This window comes from Mariluticola halotolerans, assembly GCF_021611515.1.
Classification (GTDB): domain Bacteria; phylum Pseudomonadota; class Alphaproteobacteria; order Rhizobiales; family Devosiaceae; genus Mariluticola; species Mariluticola halotolerans.
This window is the reverse complement of the sequence record NZ_CP090960.1, coordinates 2,652,172-2,677,578: the sequence shown is the minus strand read 5'-3', so window position 1 is coordinate 2,677,578 and position 25,407 is coordinate 2,652,172. Positions and strand designations below refer to the sequence as shown.

General features: G+C 59.5%; 23 protein-coding genes. 13 read left to right on the top strand and 10 right to left on the bottom strand.

The window, feature by feature from the left end; all coding sequences use genetic code 11:
* Positions 1–135: 135 nt before the first annotated feature.
* A complete protein-coding gene (locus L1P08_RS12800; protein ID WP_303617397.1) occupies positions 136–1,038 on the bottom strand; it encodes a peptidylprolyl isomerase in 903 nt (300 codons plus the stop codon).
* A 214-nt stretch (positions 1,039–1,252) separates the two neighbouring features.
* On the opposite strand from L1P08_RS12800, the gene secA reads away from it, so the two are divergent.
* Complete coding sequence (gene secA / locus L1P08_RS12795; RefSeq protein WP_303617396.1) at positions 1,253–3,928, top strand: preprotein translocase subunit SecA; 2,676 nt, start codon at positions 1,253–1,255, stop codon at positions 3,926–3,928.
* A 70-nt stretch (positions 3,929–3,998) separates the two neighbouring features.
* Here secA and L1P08_RS12790 read toward each other — a convergent pair whose 3' ends face one another.
* Together L1P08_RS12790 and L1P08_RS12785 are read right to left on the bottom strand one after the other, a co-directional pair.
* Positions 3,999–4,508: an SRPBCC family protein gene (locus L1P08_RS12790; protein WP_303617395.1), complete on the bottom strand. Its 510-nt coding sequence runs from the start codon at positions 4,506–4,508 to the stop codon at positions 3,999–4,001.
* Entirely contained in the window at positions 4,508–4,858 is a 351-nt protein-coding gene (locus L1P08_RS12785) for an ArsR/SmtB family transcription factor (protein ID WP_303617394.1), read from the bottom strand. The genes L1P08_RS12790 and L1P08_RS12785 overlap by 1 nt, the downstream gene beginning before the upstream one ends.
* Positions 4,859–5,046: 188 nt before the next feature.
* Between L1P08_RS12785 and L1P08_RS12780 the strand changes: the two genes are divergently transcribed.
* Positions 5,047–6,822: an SLC13 family permease gene (locus L1P08_RS12780; protein WP_303617393.1), complete on the top strand. Its 1,776-nt coding sequence runs from the start codon at positions 5,047–5,049 to the stop codon at positions 6,820–6,822.
* A 57-nt stretch (positions 6,823–6,879) separates the two neighbouring features.
* Here L1P08_RS12780 and L1P08_RS16405 read toward each other — a convergent pair whose 3' ends face one another.
* The 4 genes from L1P08_RS16405 to L1P08_RS12760 all read right to left on the bottom strand — a co-directional run bounded on the left by L1P08_RS16405 (position 6,880) and on the right by L1P08_RS12760 (position 10,253).
* Complete coding sequence (locus L1P08_RS16405; RefSeq protein WP_368077111.1) at positions 6,880–7,950, bottom strand: L,D-transpeptidase family protein; 1,071 nt, start codon at positions 7,948–7,950, stop codon at positions 6,880–6,882.
* A 104-nt stretch (positions 7,951–8,054) separates the two neighbouring features.
* Entirely contained in the window at positions 8,055–9,011 is a 957-nt protein-coding gene (locus tag L1P08_RS12770; RefSeq protein ID WP_303617392.1) for an acetyl-CoA carboxylase carboxyltransferase subunit alpha, read from the bottom strand.
* Positions 9,012–9,195: 184 nt separating this feature from the next.
* Positions 9,196–10,107: a site-specific tyrosine recombinase XerD gene (locus L1P08_RS12765; protein WP_303617391.1), complete on the bottom strand. Its 912-nt coding sequence runs from the start codon at positions 10,105–10,107 to the stop codon at positions 9,196–9,198.
* Positions 10,107–10,253 (bottom strand): histidine kinase, encoded by a 147-nt coding sequence (locus tag L1P08_RS12760; RefSeq protein WP_303617390.1) that lies wholly within the window; start codon positions 10,251–10,253, stop codon positions 10,107–10,109. Before L1P08_RS12760 ends, L1P08_RS12765 begins: the two co-directional genes overlap by 1 nt.
* 150 nt (positions 10,254–10,403) lie before the next feature.
* On the opposite strand from L1P08_RS12760, the gene L1P08_RS12755 reads away from it, so the two are divergent.
* The 3 genes from L1P08_RS12755 to L1P08_RS12745 are packed head-to-tail and all read left to right on the top strand — an operon-like array spanning position 10,404 to position 13,355.
* Positions 10,404–10,976, top strand: a complete 573-nt coding sequence (locus tag L1P08_RS12755; RefSeq protein ID WP_303617389.1) for a shikimate kinase — start codon at positions 10,404–10,406, stop codon at positions 10,974–10,976.
* A 1-nt stretch (position 10,977) separates the two neighbouring features.
* Positions 10,978–12,093, top strand: a complete 1,116-nt coding sequence (aroB, locus tag L1P08_RS12750; RefSeq protein WP_303617388.1) for a 3-dehydroquinate synthase — start codon at positions 10,978–10,980, stop codon at positions 12,091–12,093.
* On the top strand, positions 12,090–13,355 hold the full coding sequence (locus L1P08_RS12745; protein WP_303617387.1) for an HlyC/CorC family transporter: 1,266 nt from the start codon (positions 12,090–12,092) through the stop codon (positions 13,353–13,355). The genes aroB and L1P08_RS12745 overlap by 4 nt, the downstream gene beginning before the upstream one ends.
* A gap of 7 nt (positions 13,356–13,362) precedes the next feature.
* Here the strand turns inward: L1P08_RS12745 and L1P08_RS12740 are convergent, their stop codons facing one another.
* Positions 13,363–13,638, bottom strand: a complete 276-nt coding sequence (locus L1P08_RS12740) for a BolA family protein (RefSeq protein ID WP_303617386.1) — start codon at positions 13,636–13,638, stop codon at positions 13,363–13,365.
* A gap of 46 nt (positions 13,639–13,684) precedes the next feature.
* Between L1P08_RS12740 and L1P08_RS12735 the strand changes: the two genes are divergently transcribed.
* From L1P08_RS12735 to L1P08_RS12720, 4 genes are all read left to right on the top strand, one after another.
* A complete protein-coding gene (locus tag L1P08_RS12735) occupies positions 13,685–14,332 on the top strand; it encodes a J domain-containing protein (protein WP_303617385.1) in 648 nt (215 codons plus the stop codon).
* Between the two features lie 103 nt (positions 14,333–14,435).
* Positions 14,436–15,413 (top strand): cobaltochelatase subunit CobS, encoded by a 978-nt coding sequence (gene cobS, locus L1P08_RS12730; protein WP_303617384.1) that lies wholly within the window; start codon positions 14,436–14,438, stop codon positions 15,411–15,413.
* A gap of 112 nt (positions 15,414–15,525) precedes the next feature.
* Positions 15,526–17,415 carry a cobaltochelatase subunit CobT gene (gene cobT / locus L1P08_RS12725; RefSeq protein ID WP_303617383.1) on the top strand — a complete coding sequence of 630 codons (1,890 nt, stop codon included), beginning with the start codon at positions 15,526–15,528 and terminating at the stop codon, positions 17,413–17,415.
* Positions 17,412–18,407, top strand: coding sequence for an esterase-like activity of phytase family protein (locus L1P08_RS12720; RefSeq protein WP_303617382.1), 996 nt, complete (start codon positions 17,412–17,414; stop codon positions 18,405–18,407). The genes cobT and L1P08_RS12720 overlap by 4 nt, the downstream gene beginning before the upstream one ends.
* 179 nt (positions 18,408–18,586) lie before the next feature.
* Here the strand turns inward: L1P08_RS12720 and L1P08_RS12715 are convergent, their stop codons facing one another.
* Both L1P08_RS12715 and rpmB read right to left on the bottom strand, forming a co-directional pair.
* Positions 18,587–19,201 (bottom strand): VUT family protein, encoded by a 615-nt coding sequence (locus tag L1P08_RS12715; protein WP_438268468.1) that lies wholly within the window; start codon positions 19,199–19,201, stop codon positions 18,587–18,589.
* Positions 19,202–19,374: 173 nt separating this feature from the next.
* Positions 19,375–19,659: a 50S ribosomal protein L28 gene (gene rpmB / locus L1P08_RS12710; protein ID WP_303617380.1), complete on the bottom strand. Its 285-nt coding sequence runs from the start codon at positions 19,657–19,659 to the stop codon at positions 19,375–19,377.
* Positions 19,660–19,885: 226 nt separating this feature from the next.
* Between rpmB and L1P08_RS12705 the strand changes: the two genes are divergently transcribed.
* The 4 genes from L1P08_RS12705 (at position 19,886) to L1P08_RS12690 (ending at position 25,338) form a co-directional block, all read left to right on the top strand.
* On the top strand, positions 19,886–20,677 hold the full coding sequence (locus L1P08_RS12705; RefSeq protein WP_303617379.1) for a DUF3108 domain-containing protein: 792 nt from the start codon (positions 19,886–19,888) through the stop codon (positions 20,675–20,677).
* A 141-nt stretch (positions 20,678–20,818) separates the two neighbouring features.
* Entirely contained in the window at positions 20,819–21,574 is a 756-nt protein-coding gene (locus L1P08_RS12700) for an SDR family NAD(P)-dependent oxidoreductase (RefSeq protein ID WP_303617378.1), read from the top strand.
* 441 nt (positions 21,575–22,015) lie between these two features.
* Complete coding sequence (locus tag L1P08_RS12695; protein ID WP_368077110.1) at positions 22,016–24,937, top strand: helicase-related protein; 2,922 nt, start codon at positions 22,016–22,018, stop codon at positions 24,935–24,937.
* Positions 24,934–25,338 (top strand): RNA-binding S4 domain-containing protein, encoded by a 405-nt coding sequence (locus L1P08_RS12690; protein WP_303617377.1) that lies wholly within the window; start codon positions 24,934–24,936, stop codon positions 25,336–25,338. The genes L1P08_RS12695 and L1P08_RS12690 overlap by 4 nt, the downstream gene beginning before the upstream one ends.
* The last annotated feature ends 69 nt before the right edge of the window (positions 25,339–25,407 follow it).

Below are 25,407 nucleotides of genomic sequence, written 5' to 3'. Positions count from 1 at the left end.
GCCACTTGTTTGCCCGACAAACACGGCCAGTGCAAGGCCATAGCAAGGTCGCATCGTGCCCGGGCGTATCGCTGCCAGACAAAAAAATGGCGCCGCCCGGCAGGACAGCGCCATTCGCATGAATTCAGAGCGCGCTTACTGCAATGCGCCCTGATTGTTCTTTTCAATTTCCGCGGCAAGCGCTGCATCGGGGATTTCAATATCCACATTGTTCTTCAAAGTGGTCATCGATGCATTGAACGCTTCAAACAGCACCTGCTGCTGCAATTGCGGGGCAACCTGCTCCAGCGGCGGCGGCGCGCTCTGGCGGCGGTCCTCAAGCTTGATCAGGTGCCAGCCGAACTGCGATTGCACCGGTTCACTGACCTGCCCCGGCTCAAGGGCAAAAGCGGCGGCTTCAAACGGCGGCACCATCTGCCCCTTGACGAAATAGCCAAGGTCACCGCCATTTTTTGACGAACCATCAATGGAATTTTCCATTGCTGCCACTTCAAACGGCTTGCCGCCCTCGATTTCCGCCCGGATGGTTTTCGCATCCGCTTCCTCAGCCACCAGAATATGGCGCGCGTGAATTTCGTCCTGCGGTTCAAAACCGGCGACCAGCTTGTCATAGGCCGCCTTGACGCTCTCCTCGGTCACCTGGGTGCCGATTTTTTCCGCAAAATAGGCGCGGCGCAGCGAGCGGTCTTCAAGATATTTCTGCCGCCGGCGAAAAACATCACTGTCCTGCATGTTTTCGGCACGGGCAGCTTTCGCCATCACTTTCATATCGATCAATACCGATGTGAGGAACGAGCGGCGGCCCTGGGGCGGGATATTCTGCATTTCCTGAGCCAGATCTTCGGCGGCAAAAGCCAGATCGCCTTCAGTGATCGCCTCACCATCCACCGTGGCAACAACGCTGTCAGGGCTGGGCGTTGCGGCCTGCTCCTGCGCATAAAGCGCCTGGGGTGCAGCGCACATACCCAAAAGGGCCACGCAAACGCCTAAAGACTTGATGATAGAACGCGAAAATGGCGCGTCGGACTGATTGGTCATTGGATTCCTTCTCCTTATTCACCCAGCGACCCCCGTTACGCTTTAGGCGGGCTTGGTTTGCCACGTTTGCCCCAACGTTGACAAGACACAGCCCCACTCTTACATGTCCTCTCGCTTCACCAAGCTTTTTTGGGGCACGATCCGGCCCGATTATGCCGGTTTCTGTCAGCGCGTTCCTGCCCCAGCGCGTGTCGACAAAGGGAATGCCGCTAAAATGGTTGTAAATGCGATCGCCCGCCGCTTTTTTGGCTCAGCGAACGACAGGCGGGTTAAAAAATTCCAGCCCCAGGTCGACGCTATCAATGCGTTGGAACCGGAGCTGGAAAAGCTTAGCGATGACCAGTTACGGGCGCGCACCGCAGAATTCCGCGACCAGCTCGCCAAAGGCGCAAAGCTGGATACGCTTCTCGTTCCAGCCTTTGCCACCGTCCGCGAAGCGGCAAAGCGCACCCTCGGCCAGCGCCATTACGATGTGCAGCTGATCGGCGGCATGGTTTTGAATGAACGCGCCATCGCTGAAATGCGCACCGGTGAAGGCAAGACCCTTTCCTCCACCCTGCCCGTCTATCTCAACGCACTTACCGGCAATGGTGTGCATGTGGTCACGGTCAATGATTACCTCGCCAAGCGCGATGCCGCCTGGATGGCCGAGGTCTATTCCTTCCTTGGCATGAGCGTTGGCACGGTATTGCAGGAATCAACCGATGCCGAGCGCAAGGCCGCTTATGCCGCCGACATCACCTATGGCACCAATAACCAGTTCGGCTTCGACTATCTGCGCGACAATATGAAATATGCCCGCGCCCAGATGGTTCAGCGCGGCCACGCCTATGCCATCGTCGATGAAGTGGATTCGATCCTCGTTGACGAAGCGCGCACCCCGCTGATCATTTCCGGCCCCTCCGAGGACCGTTCCTCGCTTTACGAAACCATCGACAAGGTCATCCCGATCATTGAAGAGGGCGATTTCGAGCTCGACGAAAAGCAACGCTCTGCCACCTTCACCGATCAGGGCATTGAAAAGCTCGAGGAAAAACTGCTGGCCGAAGGCGTGATGAAGGGCGAGTCCCTTTACGACATCGAAAACGTCTCCATCGTCCATCACCTCAATTCGGCGCTGCGCGCCCATAAACTGTTCCAGCGCGACAAGGATTACATCGTCCAGAACGACGAAGTCGTCATCATCGATGAGTTCACCGGCCGCATGATGCCGGGCCGCCGCTATTCCGAGGGCCTGCATCAGGCGCTCGAGGCGAAGGAAAACGTTAAGATCCAACCCGAGAACCAGACCCTCGCCTCGATCACCTTCCAGAATTATTTCCGCCTTTATGAAAAACTGGCAGGCATGACCGGCACGGCCAAGACCGAAGAAGAAGAATTCGGTGACATTTACGGCCTCGAAGTCATCACCGTCCCCACCAATGTCGACATTGCCCGCAAGGATGAGGACGACGCCATTTTCCGCACAATGGCGGAAAAGTTCGAGGCGATTGCCGATCTGGTGGAAGATGCCCAGAAACGCGGCCAGCCGGTACTCGTTGGCACCACCTCAATCGAAAAATCGGAATTGCTGGCCGACATTTTGAAAAAGAAGGGCGTCAAGGACATCAAGGTTCTCAACGCCCGTTATCACGAGCAGGAAGCCCGGATCATTGCCGATGCCGGCATGCCCGGCGCCATCACCATCGCCACCAATATGGCTGGCCGTGGTACCGATATTCAGCTCGGCGGCAATCTCGAAATGCGCACCGCCATTGAAGCGGGCGAGCTTGAGGGTGAAGCCCGCGCCAAAAAGATCGAAGAGATCAAAAAGCAGATCGCCAAAGACAAGCAGGCAGCGCTTGATGCAGGCGGGCTTTACGTCATTGGCACCGAGCGCCATGAAAGCCGCCGCATCGACAACCAGCTGCGCGGTCGTGCCGGCCGTCAGGGTGATCCCGGCCATTCCAAATTCTATTTGTCGCTGCAGGATGACCTGATGCGCATCTTCCCGATCGAGCGCATGGATTCCATGCTCGAAAAGCTCGGTCTCGAAGAAGGCGAATCGATCACCCACCCCTGGGTCACCAAGGCGATCGAACGGGCACAGGCCCGCGTTGAAGCGCGCAATTTCGACATCCGCAAGAACATCCTCAAATACGATGATGTGATGAATGATCAGCGCAAGGTGATCTTCGAGCAGCGCCTCGAACTGATGGATGATGACAACGTTTCCGACACCATCGGCGACATGCGCCATGACGTGGTTGATGCCATCGTGTCCAAGGCCTGCCCAGAGCGCACCTATCCCGAGCAGTGGAATGCCGAACAGCTGACAGAAGCTGCCAAGACCTATCTCAATATCGAGGTGCCGGTTGCCGATTGGGCCGCAGAAGAAGGCATTGATGCGGAAACCGTGGCCAACCGCATCAAGGACGCCGCTGACGCCCATATCGCCGCCAAGGCCGCCCGCTACACCCCCGACATCATGCGTCAAGTGGAAAAATCCATCCTTCTGCAATCCATCGACGGGCTGTGGCGCGAACATCTGGTCACGCTTGATCACTTGTCCAAGGTTGTGGGGTGGCGCGGTCTCGCCCAGCGCGATCCGCTCAATGAATACAAACAGGAAGCCTATGAGCTGTTCAACGCGCTTCTGACCAATCTGCGCGAACTGGTCACCACCCAGCTTGCCCATGTTGAAATCCAGATGCGCCAGCCCGAGGCACCCCCGGCGCTTGATACGCAGGAAGTCCATATCGACCCGCAGACCGGCGAAAACGAAGTCGCCAATGAAGCCGCGCCCGAAAACAAGGTGCTCAGCGAGGAACAATTGCGCAATGTCCGCCGCAATGACCCCTGCCCCTGCGGTTCAGGCAAAAAATTCAAGCATTGCCACGGGGCCTACTGACCCCGGTCGCATCCGCATCAAAAAAAGGGCGCCCGCCGGGCGCCCTTTTTTCATGTCTGGACCCTGAATATCAGTGCCGCTCCAGGGCCAACAATTCGTCCAGCTTGTCAAAGCTGCTGCCCATACCGTCAGTCATACCCGTATCAAGCACCATCTGCCGCACCTCGGCACTGATATAGGTCATCGTGATGACCAGTTCGGTCATGTCGCCAAGAGGCTCGAACGCAATCACGTTCTCGGAAGGCGGCATATCCTCAGCCCCTTCCATCATTTCGGTATGATCGATCCGGCTTTCGGTATCGACCCGTGAATAGGTGCCAACAAACCCGAATTCGCTGCCATCCTCGCTGTTCCGCCAGCGATAGCGATAACTGCCACCAACCCGCAGATCGATTTCGCATACCGGCATGGTCCAGCCTTCATATCCGGTCAACCAGCGCTTGACCAATTCCGGCTCGGTGTAGCATCGCCAAACCAGCGATACCGGCGCATTGAACCGGCGCTTTACCACCACTTCCCGGTCGCCCGGTGTACTCACCTCGGCCGTGTAAGCCGCTGGCGAGGTTGTCTCTGCACCCATCATTTATCTCCTGTTGATGTCGTCGGCAGCGCCTTTAGCTCATCCAGAAGCGCGTCCATCCTGCCAAAATTAGCCTCCCAGGCTTGCTGGTAGGTCTCGATCCATTTCTGCGCAGCGCCCATCGCCTCAATATCGAGACGGCAGGGCCGTCGCTGGGCATCCCGCCCTTTCACAACCAGTCCGGCCTGCTCGAGCACCTTGAGGTGGCGCGACACGGCAGGCTGGCTGATCGCAAAAGGCTCGGCCAGTTCACTGACACTGGCCTCGCCTTGTGCAAGTCGCGCCAGCATCGCGCGCCGGGTCGGGTCCGCAAGAGCCGAAAAAACCGCATCAAGCTGGTTAGTGTTCATCATTTTTCTAATATAACTCTCTTGCTATATAACAGATATATTATTTATACGATATTCCGCAGCCGTCAATTGCAAATCAACATCATTCTTTCGCCAAAACCTTGGCCCAGCCTCACCACATCGCTTGCACCGCAATGCCAGACGCGTAAAAGTCGCGCGATCGGCCCCGAACACGTCAGGGATTTCAATTGACCTACGAACAAATCGCGTTGTTTTCCCTGATCGGGCTTGTGCTCGTTGGCCTCCTCTGGGGGCGCTGGCGTTATGATCTCGTTGCCTTCACCGCCCTGATGATCGGTGTGGCCATCGGCGCGGTCCCGCACGAAATCGCCTTCACCGGTTTCGGCCATGAAGCCACGATCATCGTAGCGCTGGTCCTGATCATTTCCGCCGGGCTCTCCCGGTCCGGCGCGGTTGACCTGATCACCCGTCTGGTCATCGACCGCACGCGTGCCCTTGGCCAGCACATCACCATTCTGGGCACGGTCGGCGGCATACTCAGCGCGTTCATGAACAATGTCGCAACCCTCGCCCTGCTAATGCCCGTCGACATCCAGGCCGCCCGTCAGGCGGGCCGCAGTCCCTCGCGCTCACTGATGCCCCTGTCCTTTGCCACCATTCTTGGCGGCATGGCCACGCTCATTGGCACGCCCCCCAACATCATCATCGCCTCCTATCGTGGTGATGCCATGGGCACACCCTTTGCCATGTTCGATTTCGCCCCGGTCGGGGCAACTGTGGCCATTGTCGGCGTCATCTTCATCGCCCTGATCGGCTGGCGGCTCATCCCCGAGCACCCCGGCAATAGCGGTCTCGTCGAAGACCTGTCCCAGCTGGATGATTACGTTGCAGAACTGGTCGTGACCGAAAAATCCCGCGCCGTTGGCGAAAAGGTCCGCGATCTCGATGAAGCCGCCGAGGAAGCCGATTGCGCCATTCTCGGGCTTGTGCGCAATGGTAAACGCCTGCCCGGCCGCGCCCGGCGCGAAGAGATTGCCGCAGGCGATCTGCTGGTTGTGCAAGGTACCGCCGAAGCGCTCAACACCCTCTCGGGCAGCCTCGGGCTCAAAATGCAGGGCAAGGCCGGCCAGGTCGCCGATTTGAGTGCGGACATGACCCTTGCCGAATTCGTGATCACCCGCGACAGCCGCCTGATCGGGCGGCGCGCCAACGAAGTGCAATTGCTGCGCGCCGGCGGGGCCTCGGTCATCGGCCTCAGCCGCATGGGCAAGGCCGTGCGCGAACGCCTGCGCCGCACACCCCTGCAGGCGGGGGACGTTCTCCTGCTGCTGGGCACCGAGGAAAGCATGATGGATGTGGCTAACCGGCTGCAATGCCTGCCGCTCGCCGACCGGTCGCTGAATGTCACTCGCCACGAAAAGGCATGGGGGGCCATCGGCCTGTTCGGCGGCGCGATTGCCCTTGCCGCTTTCGGGCTCATTCCATTGCCCATCGCCCTTGGCATGGTCGCCATCGGCCTCGTCATCTTCGACATCCTGCCCTTGCGCGATCTGTATGATGCGGTGGAATGGCCGGTCATCGTTCTGTTGGGGGCCATGATCCCGCTCGGCGCAGCGCTTGAAAGCAGCGGCGGCTCGGCACTCATTGTTCAGGGGCTTGCCGCGGTGACCGAAGGCCTGCCCGGCTGGGTCGCCATCATGGTCCTTCTGGTCGCCACCATGACCCTCTCGGACGTGCTCAACAACACCGCCACCGCCGTTATTGCTGCGCCCATCGCCGTCGAACTCGCCCGCGCCCTGGGGGCCAGCCCGGACCCCTTCCTGATGGCAGTCGCCATTGGGGCCAGTTGCGCCTTCCTGACCCCGATCGGCCACAAGAACAATATGCTCATCCTTGGCCCCGGCGGTTATGCCTTTGGGGATTACTGGCGGCTTGGCCTTCCGCTCGAGATCCTTGTCGTCGCCGTATCCGTGCCCATGATCATGCTGATCTGGCCCTTATAGGCAAAGCTCACCCGCGCTAGCGCACGGGTGAGGCTCACAATATCGAATTGAAAAGGCCTAGCCCCGTCCGCTGGTGCGCGGCGCAGGTGTGGGGGCCACCACATTGGCCGGCGTCTCTGTGCGCCCCGCCCCGAACAGGCCGGTAATGCCCGAAAAGAAGCCGCCAACCGCGCCCGAGATCGCCTCGGTACGCTCTTCCACCGCCTCGCTGACAGCGGCACTGCGCTCGGCAATTGCCGCTTCACGGGCGGCGCGTTCCGCCTCGGCTTCCGCCTTGCGCGCTTCCTTGGCCGCAAGATCGGCAGAAGCGGTCTGAAAGGTCGCCTCGTCCGCAATCTGCTTGGCTTTCACCTTGGCCATCAGTTCCGGATGGGTGGAAGCTGTCGGGCACGCCCCGGCAGCATTCAGCGGGCCACCGGCCGCATTGAAGATATAACGCTTCTCGCACACGTCCCATTTGGGCACCTGCCGCGAAATCTCGAACGCGTCATAGCCTTCCTTGAGATTGCGCCAGAAATCGATATGCGGGCTATTGCGGTGTTTGGCGAGATTTGCCGCCGTCATCCGGAACGGGAAAATCTGCAATTCAAATGTCCGCTGCCCGCCCTTGAACGCTTCACGGCCCAGCGCATAAATCTCAGCAATTTGCTCATCGGTCATCGCATAGCACCCGCGCGATGAACAATCGCCATGCACCATCAGGTCCGAACCGGTCCGGCCATGCACCCGGTCAAACTTGTTCGGAAAACCGGTATTGAACGCCAGATAATAGTTCGAGCGCGGGTTCATCAGCCCCGGCGTGATCGAATAAAAGCCCTCAGGTGCCTGCCGGTCGCCTTCCCTGATCTTGGGGCCCAGTTCGCCCGACCAGCTGCAAATCTCATAGGATTTGAAATATTTGTAAGTGCCGCCCTTCACCCGCTTCCACACCTCAAGTGCGGACTCGTCCTTGTAGATCCGGATCAGCATGGCTTCGCTTTTGTCCGAACCCATATTGCGCAATTGGCCCTCGACCACGCTCGACAGGGGCTGGTTGTGGCGGCCATCGCCTTCCACAAGCCCGCACCCGGCCAGCAATGCGCCAAACACTAAAAGGCTCACCAATTTGAGAATTCTGGACAGTCTCAACGCAAACGCTCCACCCAACAAACCGCGCCCGCCAGGGCACAGCAAATCGTCCTTATCATAAGGCGCAAGGGCTTAAGAACATACTCACGATAAAATGAGTTGGGCTACATCAGCGATGCGCCGATCGCGAGAAACTTCTCGCGCCGCATCTCACGCACTTCATCGCGGCTCTTGCCATCGAAATCTGACAGAAAAGTGGAGATCGCATCACTGGTCGCCTTCAACACGGCCTCATGATGCCGATGCGCGCCGCCCACAGGCTCACCAATGATCCCGTCGATCACCCCAAGCTTTAAAATATCCTGCGCGGTAATTTTTTGCGCCGCCGCCATGTCCTGGGCTTTCGCCGCATCCCGGAACAGGATTGAAGCACCGGCCTCCGGCGAAATCACAGAATAAATTGCATGCTCAAGCATCAGCACCCGGCTGGCCGTTGCCAGCGCAATCGCGCCACCCGAGCCGCCTTCGCCAATGATAACCGCCAGATTGGGCACACCAAGCTCAAGGCATTTGTCTGTCGAGCGCGCAATCGCCTCGGCCTGGCCGCGTTCTTCCGCGCCAATACCCGGATAAGCGCCTGACGTATCGACAAAAGAGAGAACCGGAATATCAAACCGGTCTGCCATTTCCATGATCCGCACGGCCTTGCGATAGCCCTCGGGCCGCGCCATGCCAAAATTATGCTTCAGGCGGCTTTCGGTGGTCGCGCCCTTTTCCTGACCCAGAACAGCGACAGGCTGACCCTTGAAACGGCCAAAACCGGCCTGGATCGCGGCATCCTCGGCAAATTTCCGGTCACCGGCCAAAGGCACGAATTCGGTAATCAGATTGCCCACATAATCAGAAAAATGCGGCCGCTGCGGATGCCGCGCGACCTGGGTTTTCTGCCAGGGGGTCAGCTTTTTGTAGATATCGGCCAGCGCCTCTTCGGCACGGCTCTGCAGCCGCGTGACTTCCTCGTCAATGGAAACGGCCTCGTCTCCGGTAGCAAGGGACTGGAGTTCCTGGATTTTACCCTGAAGCTCGGCGACCGGTTTTTCAAAATCGAGATAGGTCTGCATAGGCCCTTGTCTTTAGCTCTTTTACAACGAGTGGCATCAGCCACCCAAACGTGGCCGGAAGGTGACCATGATAGGCGCGGAAGTCAAGAAAGTCAGCAAACAAGCTTAATCCCTTGCGTGTTTCCAGAATAAGTGGACCCCACGTATTCAGTTCGGCAACGCGCCCCCTCAAAACTGACCGGTTCTAGTCATCGCTAAGGGGATGATGTTTCTCTACCAGTTCACGCAACCGCGCATCCAGAACATGGGTATATATCTGTGTGGTGGAAATATCTGCATGTCCGAGCAGCATTTGCACAATTCTCAGATTGGCCCCGCCCTGCAACAAATGGCTGGCAAAGGCGTGACGCAGCACATGGGGCGACACACGGGCACTGGCAATCCCCGCCCGACCCGCCAAAGCTTTCAGGTCCCGGGCAAAAACCTGCCGCTCCAGATGGCCGGACTGCCCATCGGCTGGAAACAGAAAACGCCCCGCCTCCAGTGTCTTGACCCAGGCCATCAGCGCATCCCGCGACCGGTCATTCAGCGGCACAACGCGTTCGCGCTCCCCCTTGCCCGTCACCGTCAGAAACGATGCATCCCGCATCACCGCACTGCGCAACAGGCTGACCAGTTCACTCACCCGCATGCCCGTCGCATATAAAAGTTCCAGCAGCACATAAAGTCGCCGGGCCCGCACCCCCTTCGCGCTCAACGGATCCTCAGCCTCGGCCTCGGTCTCCGCCAGCGCCAGCAGGGCGTCCACTTCCTCCACAGACAGAATTTTGGGCAGGCCCCGGCGCGCTTTCGGCGAGGCAATGATTCGGGTCGGGTCGTCACCACTGATCCCCTCGGCGAGCAAAAACCGGTGAAACTGCCGCAAGGCGCTCAGCCGCCGCGCCACCGATGCCGCCGACAGGCCTTCCGCCTCCAGCCGTTCCAGATAGGCAATCACCAATGGCCGTTTTGCCGTGCGCGCCGACCCGTCAACCGCGTTGAGAAACCCGCAATAATCGGCAAGATCGCGCTGATAGGCGGCAATCGTATTGGCCGCCGCGCCGCGCTCCGCACTCATCATTTCAAGGAAAGCGCCGATCAGGTGATCGTCGGCCATCAGTCGCCAAACAGGTCCCGCGCCGGCACGCGCATGGTGACCTCTTTGTCATGGGGCTCAACAAATGTCGCCAGTGCAAACATGGCGCCATAGCCAAGCCCGGCCAGAAACAGCAGAACAATCAGAAATCGGATCAGCGTTGGCATAAAAACATCCTCATCTATGCCCCTTTTCACCGATTTACCCGGCGCGATCAAGGCCGCTCGCAAATGCCCGCCGCTTGACAAGTATCCCCGCGACCGCTTCAAGCAAGCGTGTACAGCACCGGAACCTTCGACGTGGGCCAGCCCAAGACTATGACAGCCGATACCGATTGCGTGGAACTGCTCGAGTTGCTCGGCGGCAAGCCGCTTGTGCTGGTGGGCATGATGGGCGCTGGCAAGACCACCGTCGGTCGCCGCCTTGCCGCCCGGCTGGGGCGCAGATTCATCGACAGCGATGCCGAAATCGAAAAAGCCGCCGGCATGAACATCAATGATTTTTTTGCCCTGCATGGCGAAGCCGAATTCCGCGCCGGTGAATCGCGGGTCATTTCCCGCATCATAAAAGAAGAGAATATTGTGCTGGGCACCGGCGGCGGTGCCTTCATCAATGCCGAAACTCGCGAACTGGTGCGCGCCGAAGGCCTCTCCATCTGGCTCAAGGCCGATTTCGAGCTTCTCTTCGCCCGTGTGTCCCGCCGCGCCAACCGCCCGCTTTTGCAAACGGCCAATCCGCGCGAAACCCTCAAAAACCTGATAGATCAACGCTATCCGGTTTATGCAGAGGCTGATGTTACTGTCGTCTCGCACGATGTACCCCACGAAGTGGTGGTCGACGCCGTCATTACTAAAGTCCGCGATTATCTGCGCGACCAGAACAGGACCTGAAATGCCCGTACCCACGGATAAATTGCATATCGATCTCGGCGAACGGGCCTATGATATTTTGTTCGGCACGGACCTGCTGGACACGGCAGGCACGATTTTGAATGACATGTTCCCCGGCGCGCGTTTCGGCATTGTCACCGACACCAATGTCGCCACCGAACAATTGCCGCGCCTCATCAAGGCCCTTGATGGCGCCGGGCTCGAGCATCAAACCATCACTGTCCCCGCCGGCGAGGCCTCCAAGCGTTTTGATACACTGGCCGAAGTTGTCGATGGCATTCTCGAAGCCAGGCTCGAACGCGGCGATATTATCATTGCGCTGGGCGGCGGGGTCATTGGCGATCTGGCCGGCTTTGCCGCCGCCATTACACGGCGCGGCATGAATTTTGTGCAGGCCCCCACCTCCCTTCTGGCCCAGGTGGACAGTTCCGTTGGCGGCAAGACCGGCATCAACACCCCGCGCGGCAAAAACCTTGTGGGGGCTTTTCATCAGCCCAAACTGGTGCTGGCCGATATTTCCGCGCTCAACACCCTCTCGGAACGCCAGTTCCGCTCAGGCTATGCCGAAATGGCCAAATACGGCCTGATCGATGATGAGGATTTCTTCTTCTGGCTGGAAGAGAACTGGCGCGAAATTTTTGATGGCGGTCCCGCCCGCACCAGCGCCATCGCCCATGCCTGTGCCGCAAAAGCCCGCTTCGTCATCGCCGATGAGAAGGAAACCGGCGCACGCGCCCTGCTCAATCTCGGCCATACATTCGGTCACGCACTAGAAAAAATCACCGGCTATTCTGATCGCCTCCTGCATGGCGAAGGGGTCGCCATCGGCATGGTGATGGCGCACAAATTTTCTGCTAAGCTTGGCCTTGCGCCTTCCCAGGATGGGGTGCGCGTGGCGCGGCATTTGCAATTGGTCGGCCTGCCCACCACATTGGGCGATATTCCCGGAGAGCTGGCAGATACAAACGCAATGATGGACGCAATCACCCAGGACAAAAAAGTGTCGCGCGGCGCGTTGACCTTCATCCTGACCAAAGGCATCGGCCAGTCCTTCATCGAGAAGAATGTCGATCCTGAACTTGTTGTAGAATTTCTTGAGGAGATGCGGGCTTCGTGAGTACCACAGTCTGGTTCACCATTGGCGGCATTGCCGTGCTTTTGTTCCTGAGCGGCTTTTTTTCCGGTTCCGAAACCGCGCTCACCGCCGCCTCCCGCGCCCGCATGCATTCGCAGTCCCGCGCCGGGAACAAGCGCGCCCGCATTGTCGAAAAACTCATCGACAGCAAGGAACGCCTGATCGGCGCATTGCTGCTGGGCAATAATCTGGTCAACATCCTGGCCTCATCGCTCGCCACCAGCGTGCTGATCACCCTGTTCGGTGATACAGGCGTTGTCTATGCGACCATCGTCATGACCATGGCCGTCGTGATTTTCGCCGAGGTCCTGCCCAAGACATGGGCCATCAACCAGCCCGACGAATTCGCCCTCGGCGTCGCCCCCGTCGTCCGACCGATTGTGGCCGTTCTCGCGCCCATCACCATTGCCGTGCAGATACTGGTGCGTCTCATGCTGCGCCTCGTCGGCGTCAAGGCCGCTGATGACCGTTCCGGCTATACCGGGCTTGAGGAAATCCGCGGCACCGTCGACCTGCTGCATCGCGAGGGTGAAGTGGTCAAGAACGACCGTGACATGCTCGGCGGCATTCTCGACCTGCGCGATCTCGAAGTCTCCGATATCATGGTGCACCGCACCCGCATGCTGGCGCTCGATGCGGAACAGCCGCCCGAGCAACTGGTGCGCCAGGTCCTTGAAAGCCCCAACACCCGCATGCCGATCTACAAGGACGGCCCGGATAACATTATCGGCGTCGTCCACGCCAAGGATGTGTTGCGCGCGGTCATCAAGGCAGGCGGCGACATCTCCAAGGTCAATGTGTTGCGCATTGCCTCAAAGCCGTGGTTCGTCCCCGACACCACCCCCTTGCAGGCCCAGCTCAACGCCTTCTTGAAGGTCAAAACCCATTTCGCCCTCGTCATCGACGAATATGGCGAAGTGCAGGGCCTAATCACGCTGGAAGACATTCTTGAGGAAATCGTTGGCGACATTTCCGACGAGCATGACGAGGTGATGCAGGGCATTACCAAACAGCCCGATGGCTCCTATACCATCGAAGGCGCGCTGCCGATCCGCGACATCAATCGCGCGCTCGACTGGCATCTGCCCGATGAAGAGGCAACCACGCTTGCCGGACTTGTCATCCACGAAGCCAAAATTATTCCCGGCGAAGGTCAGCAATTCACCTTCCACGGTTTCCGCTTCCGGGTGACCCGCACCACGGGCAACCGCGTCACTGAATTACGGGTACTACCGCTGAAATAGGATCAGACTATTCCGCCACATCCGCGACCGGTTTCACCTCTATATTAAGAGCATGAACACCGGCCTTGATTTCAGAATCGAGCACTTCCATCACCGCACGGTGTTGCGCAATCCGGCTCAAACCGGCAAGATGCCGGGTCGCGATTCTGACACGGAAGTGAGTTTCTCCGCCCTCGCGCCATCCGGCATGTCCGTGATGGCGTTCGCTATCGTCGATAACCTCGAGCAGTTCGGGGTCAAAGCGGGCGGTGAGCTTGTCGATCATGGTCTGGCGGACGGACATGTAACTGAACCTTTTCGGAATCGAATATACGCAGCACATAAGGTCGATGAAATTGAATTCCAAGCTATTCGATAATATTCGCATCAAAACCCGCGGCGGTGAAAAGCCCAAGGTCGAGGCGCCACAATGTGATTGGGAGGGCTGTGAAAAGCCCGGCACCCATCGCGCCCCCAAGAGCCATCGCGCCGGTGGCGAGTTTCATAATTTTTGCCTCGAGCATGTCCGGCACTACAACAAGTCGTTCAATTATTTCGCCGAAGGCGAAGACGGTGAGGGCAAGGCCAAGCCCAAAAAATCCGCTGAATATTCCACCGATAACGGCGAACGCCCCACCTGGGGCATGGGCGCCAATGCCCATGGCCGCGGCAATCCCAAACCCCGCGCCAAGGCCGCCCGCGATTTCACCGCCCGCCGGCTCAATGATCCGCACAATCTGTTTGCCCGCGTCGCCCGCAATCAGGGCCGCAACCCGATCAAGGCGCGCGAGAAACGTATCGTTGAGGCCGACAAACGGGCGCTTGAAGTGCTGGGGCTTGAGGGGCGCAAAACCTCTGACGAAATCAAGGCGGCCTATAAGGCACTGGTCAAGATGTACCACCCCGACGCCAATGGCGGCGACCGCAGTTCCGAGGATCGTCTGCACGCCATTATCACCGCCTATACCCACCTGAAGCAAAAAGGCTTTGTGGTGTGACACTGCATCTTTCCCGGCGCTCTAGGCCCATGACCGCTTAACTGCTATAGAGCGCGGGATTTTTCTCTATTACGCAACACCAGACCCCCGAAAAGGGAAGAACATGACCGAGTTCCAGAACCTGCCGGACAAGGACTATAATGTCCGTGAAACCTTCGGCATCGACAGCGACATGGTGGTCAAGGGTTATGCGGAGCGCACCGAACACGTGCCCCCGGTTGACCCCGACTATCTGTTTGACCGCAACACCACCATCGCGATTCTGGCAGGCTTTGCCTTTAATCGCCGCGTCATGGTGCAGGGCTATCACGGAACCGGCAAATCCACCCATATCGAACAGGTCGCCGCACGGCTGAACTGGCCATTGGTTCGCGTCAATCTCGACAGCCATGTCAGCCGCATCGATCTGGTGGGCAAGGACGCGATTGTTCTTAAAGACGGCAAGCAGATCACCGAATTCCGCGACGGCATTCTGCCCTGGGCCGTGCAGAACAATGTCGCCCTGGTATTCGACGAATATGACGCCGGGCGTCCCGATGTGATGTTCGTCATCCAGCGCGTGCTTGAGGTCTCGGGCCGCCTGACCCTTCTGGATCAGAACCGCGTCATCGTCCCGCATCCCGCCTTCCGCCTGTTTGCCACCACCAACACCATTGGTTTGGGCGACACATCCGGGCTTTACCACGGCACCCAGCAGATCAACCAGGGTCAGATGGACCGCTGGTCGCTGGTCACAACCCTCAATTATCTGCCCCATGACAAGGAAGCCGGCATCGTCCTCTCCAAGGTCAAATCCTACCAGACCGCCGAGGGCAAAACGACCGTCTCCAATATGGTGCGTCTCGCCGATCTGACCCGTTCCGCCTTCATCAATGGCGACCTGTCGACGGTGATGAGCCCGCGTACGGTCATCACCTGGGCGGAAAACGCCGAAATCTTCGGCGATCTTGGCTTCGCCTTCCGCCTGACCTTCCTCAACAAATGCGATGAGCTGGAACGTCCCGTGGTGGCCGAATTCTATCAGCGCGTCTTTGGGGAAGATCTGCCGGAATCAGCGGCGAACCTCGCCATCAGCGCTTAAAAACCTCACGCCCCTCATGGCAGAAAAGCCAAACCATGAGGGGCCATTTACCAGCTGGTCCGCCTCCTGAGCCTGCCACGGGACAAGGACGAACAAATCGGTCAGAACGCTCATGGCCCAACCGCCACGCAACCGGTCGAACAAGCCCGATAACACGCAGCCCTTCAAGGCGGCGATGGGCGCAACTGTGCGCGCCATTGCTGGAGAAGCCGAGCTGGAGGTTGCCTTCACAGCCGACCGGCCCATTCTGACCCATGACAAGGCGCGCCTCGCCAATCTGCCCCGCGTCCCCACGCTGCACGACATCGCAGTTGCCCGTGGGCAGGGCGATTCCATGGCCATGCGGCTCGCCAGCCATGACGCGGCCATGCACCGCCGCCGCGCGCCCCAGGACCCCGATGCCCGCGCCGCCTTTGATGCGCTCGAACAGGCCCGTGTCGAGGCGCTGGGCGCCACCCGCATGCCGGGCATGAAACTCAATATCGGCGAAATGCTCGAAGACCGGCTGTTCCGCGCCAATTTCGGCGACATCACCGAACGCGATGACGCGCCGCTGGCCGAGGCTTTGGGGCTGATGCTGCGCGACAAACTGGCCGGCATCACCGTCCCCCAGAGCGGCCAGCAGATTGTTGATTTGTGGCGCGGCGACATTGAAGACAAATGCGACGCCTGTCTCGACGATCTCTCCGCCGCACTCGAAAACCAGGCAGATTTCGCCAAGGCCGCCCGCACCCTGTTGCGCGATCTGGATCTCATCCCCGAAGGTGAGTTCGAGGATGGCGACAGCGACGAGACCGACGACGCCGAAGAACAGAACGACAAGCCCTCCGACAACGACGAGCAGAACCCCGAACAGGCCCAGGGCGAAGGCGAAAACGCCGAAGCCGACAGCGATGACGCGCCCGGCGACAGTGAAGACACCGGCGAGGTCGATGGCATGGAAGCCGATATGGCCGATGCTGATGATGACGCGACCGCCGATTCGGGCGAGGAAACCCCGACCCCGCCCCAACCCGGCGAGGGCGACGAACGCCTTGCCAACGCCCTGCAATACAAGGTCTTCACCACCAAGTTCGACGAAATCGTGCAAGCACCAGACCTGTGCCCGCCCGAAGAGCTCGAACAATTGCGTGCCCTTCTCGACAAACAGCTAGAAAATCTCGCCGGTGCCGTCGCCCGCCTGGCCAACAAGCTGCAACGCCGCCTGATGGCGCAGCAAAACCGTTCATGGGCTTTCGATCTGGAAGAAGGCGTGCTTGATGCCGCCCGCCTCACCCGCGTGGTCACCGACCCGATGCAGCCGCTCTCGTTCAAGATCGAGAATGACACCGAATTCCGCGATACGGTCGTCACGCTGTTGATCGACAATTCCGGCTCCATGCGCGGCCGCCCGATCACCATCGCCGCCATTTGCGGCGACATCCTCGCCCGCACGCTGGAGCGCTGCGGGGTGAAGGTCGAAATTCTCGGCTTCACCACCCGCGCCTGGAAAGGCGGCAAATCGCGCGAGGCCTGGCTTGAGGCAGATCGCCCCGCCAATCCCGGCCGCGTCAACGATGTGCGCCACATCATCTACAAGGCCGCTGACGAGCCCTGGCGGCACGCCAGACGCAATCTTGGCCTGATGATGCGCGAAGGGCTGCTGAAAGAAAACATCGACGGTGAGGCCCTGCAATGGGCCCACAAGCGTCTGCTTGGCCGTCCCGAAAATCGCCGCATCCTGATGGTTATCTCCGATGGTGCACCGGTGGATGATTCGACCCAGTCGGTGAACCCCGGCAATTATCTCGAGGCCCATTTGCGCATGGTGATTGAGGATATCGAATTGCGGTCCCCCGTTCAGCTGGTTGCTGTCGGCATCGGTCATGACGTGACCCGCTATTACCGGCGCGCCGTCACCCTGCTCGACGCCGAAGAACTGGGCGGCGCGCTCACCGAGGAACTGGCTTCCCTCTTTGAGGAAGAACCGCCAGCCATGAGCCGCCGGCAGCGTCGCAGGTGAGCTTGCGTCCGGGCACATTGGCATTAGCGCTGGCCCTGTCGCTCCTCACCTCGGCCACCCGCGCCATGGACGCGCCGGTCACGTCCGCACCCATTCTCACCTATAAAGGTGCCCAGCCGGGCGAAAAGGTCGACAAGCTGATCTGGCAGGGCGGCATTGTCATGACCAGCCCGGTGGAAACCTTCGGCGGCCTCTCCGGCATCACCTTCACCGGTTCCGGCCATCAGCTGGTCATGGTCTCCGATGAGGGCAATTTCATCTCCGGCCATCTGATCTATAACGAAGCCGGCCAGCCGCTTGGCCTTGGCGGTGTCACCGTCACGCCCATTCGCAATTCCAAAGGCGATGAACTGCCGCGAAAATTCGCCAAGGATGCGGAGGCCATCGAAACCATCAACCGCAATGGCGCCCCCGCCGCTGTCCGTGTCGGCTTTGAAAACCTCACCCGGGTCGCCGATTTCGATCTGGTCAAGGGCATGCCAGAGGGCGCGGCCCGCGAGGTCGCCATTCCCCAATGGCTGGAAAACCTGCGCACCAACCGCTCGCTGGAAGCCGTCTGCATCGCCCCTCAAGCCTCCCCGGTCGCGGGCTCCACCATGCTGTTTACCGAGGCCGCCCGTGTCGGCGACGGCTATGCCGGCTACATGCTTGGCCACAACGACCGCGGCGAACTCAGCCTCAGCCGCACCGAGGGGCTCAACCCCACCGATTGCGCCTTCCTGCCCAATGGCGATCTTTTGGTGCTCGAGCGCGGCACCAGCTTTTTAAGCTTTGTCATGCAGGTCCGCCGCATTGCCGCCGCCGAGGTCAAACCCGGCGCAGTTTTGAAAGGCGAGGTTATCCTCACCGGTTCCGGCGGCGATATCGACAATATGGAAGGCATTGCCGTCCATCCCGGCCCGGATGGCAAAAGCCGCATCACCATCATTTCCGACGACAATTTCAACGATTGGGAACGTTCGCTCCTGCTGGAATTTTCCCTGGCGGAATAAAGCGGGTCTGGAACAAGCGGACATCCCTTGTCGGTTCGCAAACGTTGCCCCGTCATTGCGAGCGGCAAAGCCGCGCGGCAATCCAGAAGAGGCTGACACCAGCGCTTGTTGCTCTGGATCGCCACGGCGCTACGCGCCTCGCGATGACGAAGGATGTTTCCAGCAGAACCTGAACGGCCCTAGCCTGCCGCCGGATGCAAAACCCTGTCGGCAATCATGCCGCGCAGCACCCGATAGGGCGCCAGCAGCACCAGCGACACCACAATCTTGACGATAAAGTCGCCCGAGGCCAGTGACACCCAGAGCGGCACGTCTCCACCAACACCCAGAAAGGGTACCGCAAAGGCCAGCGAACTGTCCTCCATGCCAAAGCCTGTATCGATAAAGGCGAACCGGGCCGAAAAGGCGATCCCGAAAAACAAAACCGTATCGAGCACCGAGCCAGCCACCGAGGAGACCAGCGGCGCCTGCCACCATTTGGCGGCCCGCAGGCGGTTAAAGATCGACACATCAAGAAACTGCGCCAGCAAAAATGCCGAGCCGGAGGCAATGGCGATACGCGGGCTGGCGAGAAAAATCGACCAGATCACCGCCAGCGTGAAACCTGCCAGCACCACCAGCCGCGCGCCATTGGCCCCGAAATGCCGGTTGGTCAGATCGGTAACCAGAAACGCCATCGGATAGGTAAACGCCCCCCAGGTCAAAAGATCCGCGAGATTGATCCCGCCGAATTCGGCCTGCACAGGAAACTGAACGAGAAAATTGGAAGCGGCCACCACAGCGACCATGGCCATAACGGCCACAAAAAAACGAGCGAGCAAGATCATGCACCTCAAATGTTGCGCCGCACTTCCGGCATCTGACCGGCGCAGCTATTGCAAAAAACAAGAAACGCGGCACCCTTTGGGGGATACCGCGTCGCTTTCATATCACCGGTTGCGGCCCAAAGGCCAGCGACCGAAACTTTTTACGATGCAAGTGCCTGACGGACTTCCTGCTTGATACCGCGGGCGCGATCGGACAGATCGTCATCCTTGGCTTTCAGCAAAAATGCATCAAGGCCACCGCGATGCTCGACAGTGCGCAGCGTGGAAGCTGCGATCTTGAGCTTGACCGGGCGGCTGAGCGCATCCGAAATCAGCGTGACATTGCAAAGGTTGGGCAGAAACCGGCGGCGTGTACGGTTGAGCGCGTGGCTCACATTATTGCCCGTCATAACGCCTTTTCCAGTCAGTTCACAACGGCGTGCCATGTTAATATCCTGTTATCTGAACAAACAGGCGCGTGGGGCTTTGCCCACAGCCAGCTCATCCTTGAAGAGAAAAGTTGCGTCTAAATAGTCAAACGCCCCGCCCCCGTCAAGCACAACCGGCCTTTGAGGCCACAATTGCCCCCACTTCACGAAATAGTAAGCATGTTCGTTAAAACTGAAAGCTCAGTGTTTGCGTGTTAGCCGTCCGCGGCGGAGTGGAATCCAAGTGTCCTTGAATACAAAATTTGCCCGTTGGGCTGCAACCGGTGCAGCCTTCATTCTCATGGCATCCCCCGTAGCGGCCGCGCCCGTCAGCGCCACCGCCAAATATGTCGTCAGCCTTGCCGGCGTCAACATGGCCAGCGCCACCGTGAATTTCAGCGATGATGGCAGCAGCTATAAAATTGATGTGGGCGCCAATGTCTCCGGCGTCGGCTCGCTTGTTGCCTCCGGCACCGCCGAAGCCCAGTCTTCCGGCCGTTCCGCCAAGGACATGCTGGCCGCCAGGGCCTTCGATCTGGAAACCCGCACCCGCAGCGAAAGTTTCAACGTCGCCGTGCAATATGCCAGCGGCAATGCCACCGGCTTCCAGATTGAGCCGCCACTGGTCAACAATATCGGCCGCATCGCCATCGAACGGAAACATCTCGAGCGCGTCACCGATCCGCTCGGCTCCTATATCCTCAAAGGTGATGCACTCGAGCCAGCCCTTTGCGACCGTCGCCTCAAGGTCTTTACCGGCGTTGAGCGCTATGACATCGCCATGAAATTCGTCCAGACAGAAACCGCCACCTCCAACCGCACCGGCTATCAGGGCCCGGTCGTTTTGTGCCAGTTGCGCTATATTCCCGTCGCCGGTCACTTCACCACCTCGGAAATGACAACCTATCTGGCCAATTCCAACCGCATTCTCATCTGGTATGCGCCCCTCAAGGATAGCGGCTATTTCATCCCCTACCGCATCCTGCTCGGCACCAGCGCGGGCGATCTGTCCATGGTCCTGACCGACCTCAACTGATCAGGGGCATCCCCCTAAATCATTTGCGCATTTGACCCGCATCAATGCCCGCGATCTGCCCCGCCTTTATACCGTCATAACCTCGGCGCGTTCCGCATATAGAACCGCCAGCATGACAGTAACCAGGGAAGGACATTGATCATGGACATCAGTTTCACCAACAAGACAGCAATCGTCACCGGCGGCGGCTCGGGCATCGGCGAAACGGTCAGTCTGGAACTCGCAGCAAGCGGTGCCAATGTCATCGTCGCCGACATGGACACGTCCGGCGCGGACAAAGTGGTCAAGACCATCCGCCAAAAGGGCGGGAACGCGGAAAGCTTTGAGATCGACGTCACCGATGCCAGCGCCTGCGAGGCAATGGTGGCCTTTGCGATAAAGACCTATGGCGGGCTGCATCTGGCGGTCAACAATGCGGGCATTGGCGGCCCCGCCGCCCCGATCGGCGAATATCCGGTCGATGGCTGGGAAAAGGTCATCAGCGTCAACCTCAATGGCGTCTTCAATTGCGTCCGCTACCAGATCCCGGCCATGCTTGAGGCCGGTGGCGGTGCAATCGTCAACATGGCGTCGATCCTCGGCACGGTCGGTTTCGCCAACTCATCCGCTTACACCGCAGCCAAGCACGGCGTTGTCGGCATGACCAAGGCCGCCGCGCTGGAATATGCCGCCAGAAACATCCGCATCAATGCGGTTGGCCCCGGCTTCATCGACACCCCTCTGCTTTCCGCCAATCTGGATCAGGCGGCCCTCGACGGGCTGGCAAGCCTGCATCCCGTCGGCCGCATCGGCACGCCGGAAGAAGTATCCGCCCTCACCTGCTTCCTGCTCTCTGATCGGGCCAGCTTCATCAATGGCAGCTATCACCGGGTCGATGGTGCCTACACAGCACAATAACCCGCACCAGATTTCGGCATGGCGGGCTGCAGCCCGTCGTGCCATTTTGGAACGTCAAAATCTTTATCGTCAAAATCCGCGCCTAAAACGCCCGCGTTCCGGCCTCGCATTCGCTAAGAGACCACAAAAAATCGCGCCCGGCACATTTAACACCCCCTTAAGAATTGCCCATGATTCAGCCAGATTAACGCTCTATTAGTATACATGAACGGATTTGGGCCATTTCCGGCCCCGGAACCCGCCAGATTGCACCACTTGGGCCTCGCACCACCACCGACCCACCACATCCTGTAGAGAACAAATCATGATTCAGTCACCAAAGCCGATTCGAACCGCCTTTGTTCTCTTTTTGTGCTAAACGTGAACTTGGCATTTGCCGCTTGAGCGCTTATGTGCCGCTATGAGACACTTACCTTCGCCCTTGCCAGCAGAGACAATTCCTTGAACGCGCCCTTTACCCAGACGTCTCAGTCGCTCAAGGCGATTCTGGGGCCCACCAATACCGGCAAGACATGGTTTGCCATCGAGCGCATGCTGGCCCATTCCACCGGCATGATCGGCCTGCCGCTGCGCCTTCTGGCGCGCGAGGTCTATCAAACGGTCAGCAGCCGGGTCGGCGAACATGCCGTGGCGCTGGTCACCGGCGAAGAGCGCATCGTGCCACCCAATGCCCGCTATTGGGTGGCCACCGTCGAGGCCATGCCCACCGATATCCCGGTGGCCTTCGTCGCCATCGATGAAATCCAGACCGCCATTGATTTCGACCGTGGCCATATCTTTACCGACCGCATCCTCAATGCGCGCGGCATCAACGAAACCCTGCTTCTGGGGGCCGATACCATGGCCCCGCTTATCCGCAAGCTCCTGCCCGATGCCGAGATCATCAACCGCCCGCGCATGAGTGAACTGACCTGGGCGGGGTCAAAGAAAATCACCCGCCAGCCGGCCCGCTCCGCCATTGTCGCCTTTTCCGCCCGCGAGGTTTACGCCATCGCCGAACTGGTCCGGCGTGAACGCGGTGGCGCGGCCGTCGTCATGGGCTCGCTGTCGCCGCGCACCCGCAATGCCCAGGTCGAACTCTATCAAAATGGCGATGTTGATTTTCTGGTCGCAACCGATGCCATCGGCATGGGGCTCAATCTTGACGTGCATCACGTCGCCTTTGCCAATGACACCAAATTCGATGGCCGCCAGAGCCGCCCCTTAACCCCCGCCGAACTGGGCCAGATCGCCGGCCGCGCCGGACGGCACACCCGCAATGGCACATTCGGGGTCACCGGCCATGCCGAAAATTTTGACGATGAAATGATCGTCCGGCTCGAAAGCCACGACTTTCAGCCCATTAAAACCGTGCAATGGCGCAACCCGAAGCTCGATTTCAGTTCCATCGGCAATCTGCGGCATACGCTCGAGGAAAGCCCAAACCACCCAGCCCTCACCCGCGTGCCCGTGGCCACCGACCAGATTTCGCTCGAATTCCTCAGCCGCAATGAAGCCGGCACGCTTGCGCGCACCGAGGCGGATGTGCGCCTGCTCTGGGAATGCTGCCAAATTCCCGATTATCGCAACATCTCGCCGGCCCAGCATGGCGAAATAATTACCCATATTTACGCTGATCTGATGACCCGGCACAAAGTTGACGCAGACTGGATTGCCGAGCAGGTCCGCTTCTGCGACAATGCAGATGGCGATATAGACACTTTGTCTAACAGAATCCGTCAGGTAAGAACCTGGACATTCGTCGCCAACCGGAAAAACTGGCTGGAAGACCCAGCCCATTGGCGCGAGAAAACCCGGGATATTGAAAACCGTTTGAGCGACGCTCTGCACGAAAAGCTGACCCAGCGTTTCGTTGATCGCCGCACAAGCATCTTGATACGGCATTTAAGAGACAGACGCATGCTATCACCTGCAATCAATGACAAAGGCGAAATTTCAGTCGAGGGCCACCTGATTGGCACCATTGACGGATTTCGTTTCAGCCTGGCCAAATCAGATGGCGATGCAGACGCAAAGGGCTTGCGCGCAGCCGCCGCAAATGCCGTCGCACCGGAAATCAGAAACCGGGCGGAACGTCTCTCAGGCGCGCCCAATGAAGAGATCGTTCTGGCAACAGACGGTTATGTGCGCTGGCGCGGCGAAATCGTTGCCGAACTGGCCGAGGGCAATGATATCTTCTCGCCCCGCATTCTCATTCTGGCCGACGAAAGCCTGACCGGTCCCGATCTCGACCGCGTGCAGGACCGCCTCAATCTCTGGCTGCGCCATCTGGTCAACACCCAGCTGGAACAAATTCTTGGCCTGCGCGAACCGGCCGATCTTGAAGGCACCGCCCGCGGCATCGCCTTCCAGCTCTCCGAGCATCTGGGCCTCCTGCCCCGCATGACCGTCGCCGATGAGGTCAAGAGCCTCGACCAGGACGTGCGCGGCAAGATGCGCAAGCTCGGCATCAAGTTCGGCGCCTATCACATCTATCTGCCCTTAAGCCTCAAGCCCGCCCCGCGCGAACTGGCACTGATTCTCTGGGCCCTGAAAAACGGCGGCATCCGTCAGCCCGGCGTCTCCGATCTGCCCCATATTATTCTTTCAGGCCGCACCTCGTTCGAAATCGATCCCGCCATTGATCGCCGCCTCTATGAAGTCGCCGGCTTCAAGCTGGCCGGCAACCGCGCCGTGCGCATCGATATTCTCGAGCGGCTCGCCGACATCATCCGCCCGCTGATCGCGCTCGATCCAGGCCGCGTTCAGGGCGAACTGCCTGCCGGTGCCGCCGACAAGAACGGTTTCCGCGTTACGGTGGAAATGACATCCCTGCTCGGGTGCGCCGGCGAGGATTTTGCCTCCATCCTCAAATCCCTCGGCTACCGCCTGCAGCGCACGCCCATCGAAACACCGGTCGCCGGCGCTGACGCAGTCGAGGATCTGGCAAAGCTTGACGGCGAAGCCCCTGAAAAATCCCAGTCCGAAACACCGGTTGAGGCCGAAGATCTCACTGACGCGGCAAAGCTCGAAGCGCCAGAGACCGCAACTGCCGACACGGCAGAAGCACCTGAGGCCGACGCTACCCCGGAAGAACCCAAATTCGATGAAGTCTGGTTCCCCGGCAGCCGACGGCCAGACAATAATCGTCACCATCGCCGTCCGGCAAATCGCGGACAGGATGGCCAGGACCAGAAAGACCGGCCCCAGGAAGGTCGCGGCAAACCGCGCCATGGCAAGCCGCGTCCCAAATCCCACAACGGCCCGCGTGACAATAAAGACAACCGGCCCCGCAACGCACCGCCGCCGCGCAAGGAAAAACCTTTCGATCCGGATTCGCCCTTTGCCGCTCTCGCCGCCTTGCGAGACCAGAAACCAAAGTGAACGAGCCAGCCCGCCAGCGCCTCGACAAATGGCTCTGGTTCGCGCGCATCCTCAAATCGCGCACCCTCGCGCAAAAGCTGATTACCAGCGGCGCTGTGCGGATTGATGGCAACCGGGTGACCGGCGCGGACTATCGCGTCGTCCCCGGCATGGTTCTCACCATGACCGTGCATGAGCAATTGCGCATTCTCAAGATCGTCGACACAGGCGAACGCCGCGGCCCCGCCAGCGAGGCCGCAGAGCTTTACGAGGATCTCACCCCGGCCTTGCCACCACGCGAAAAAAAGGGCCGCCCGTCCAAGCCGGGCGTCCGCGAACCGGGCGCAGGCCGCCCCACCAAACGCGAACGCCGCCTGACCGACAGGTTCACCGGCAAGGGCAACAGCCGCACCGGTGCTTAGTGTCCTGTCTGAAATGGCTTTTTATATTTCGGCTGCGTCACAGAAACCCATGCCCGTCTCCCCGCTTGC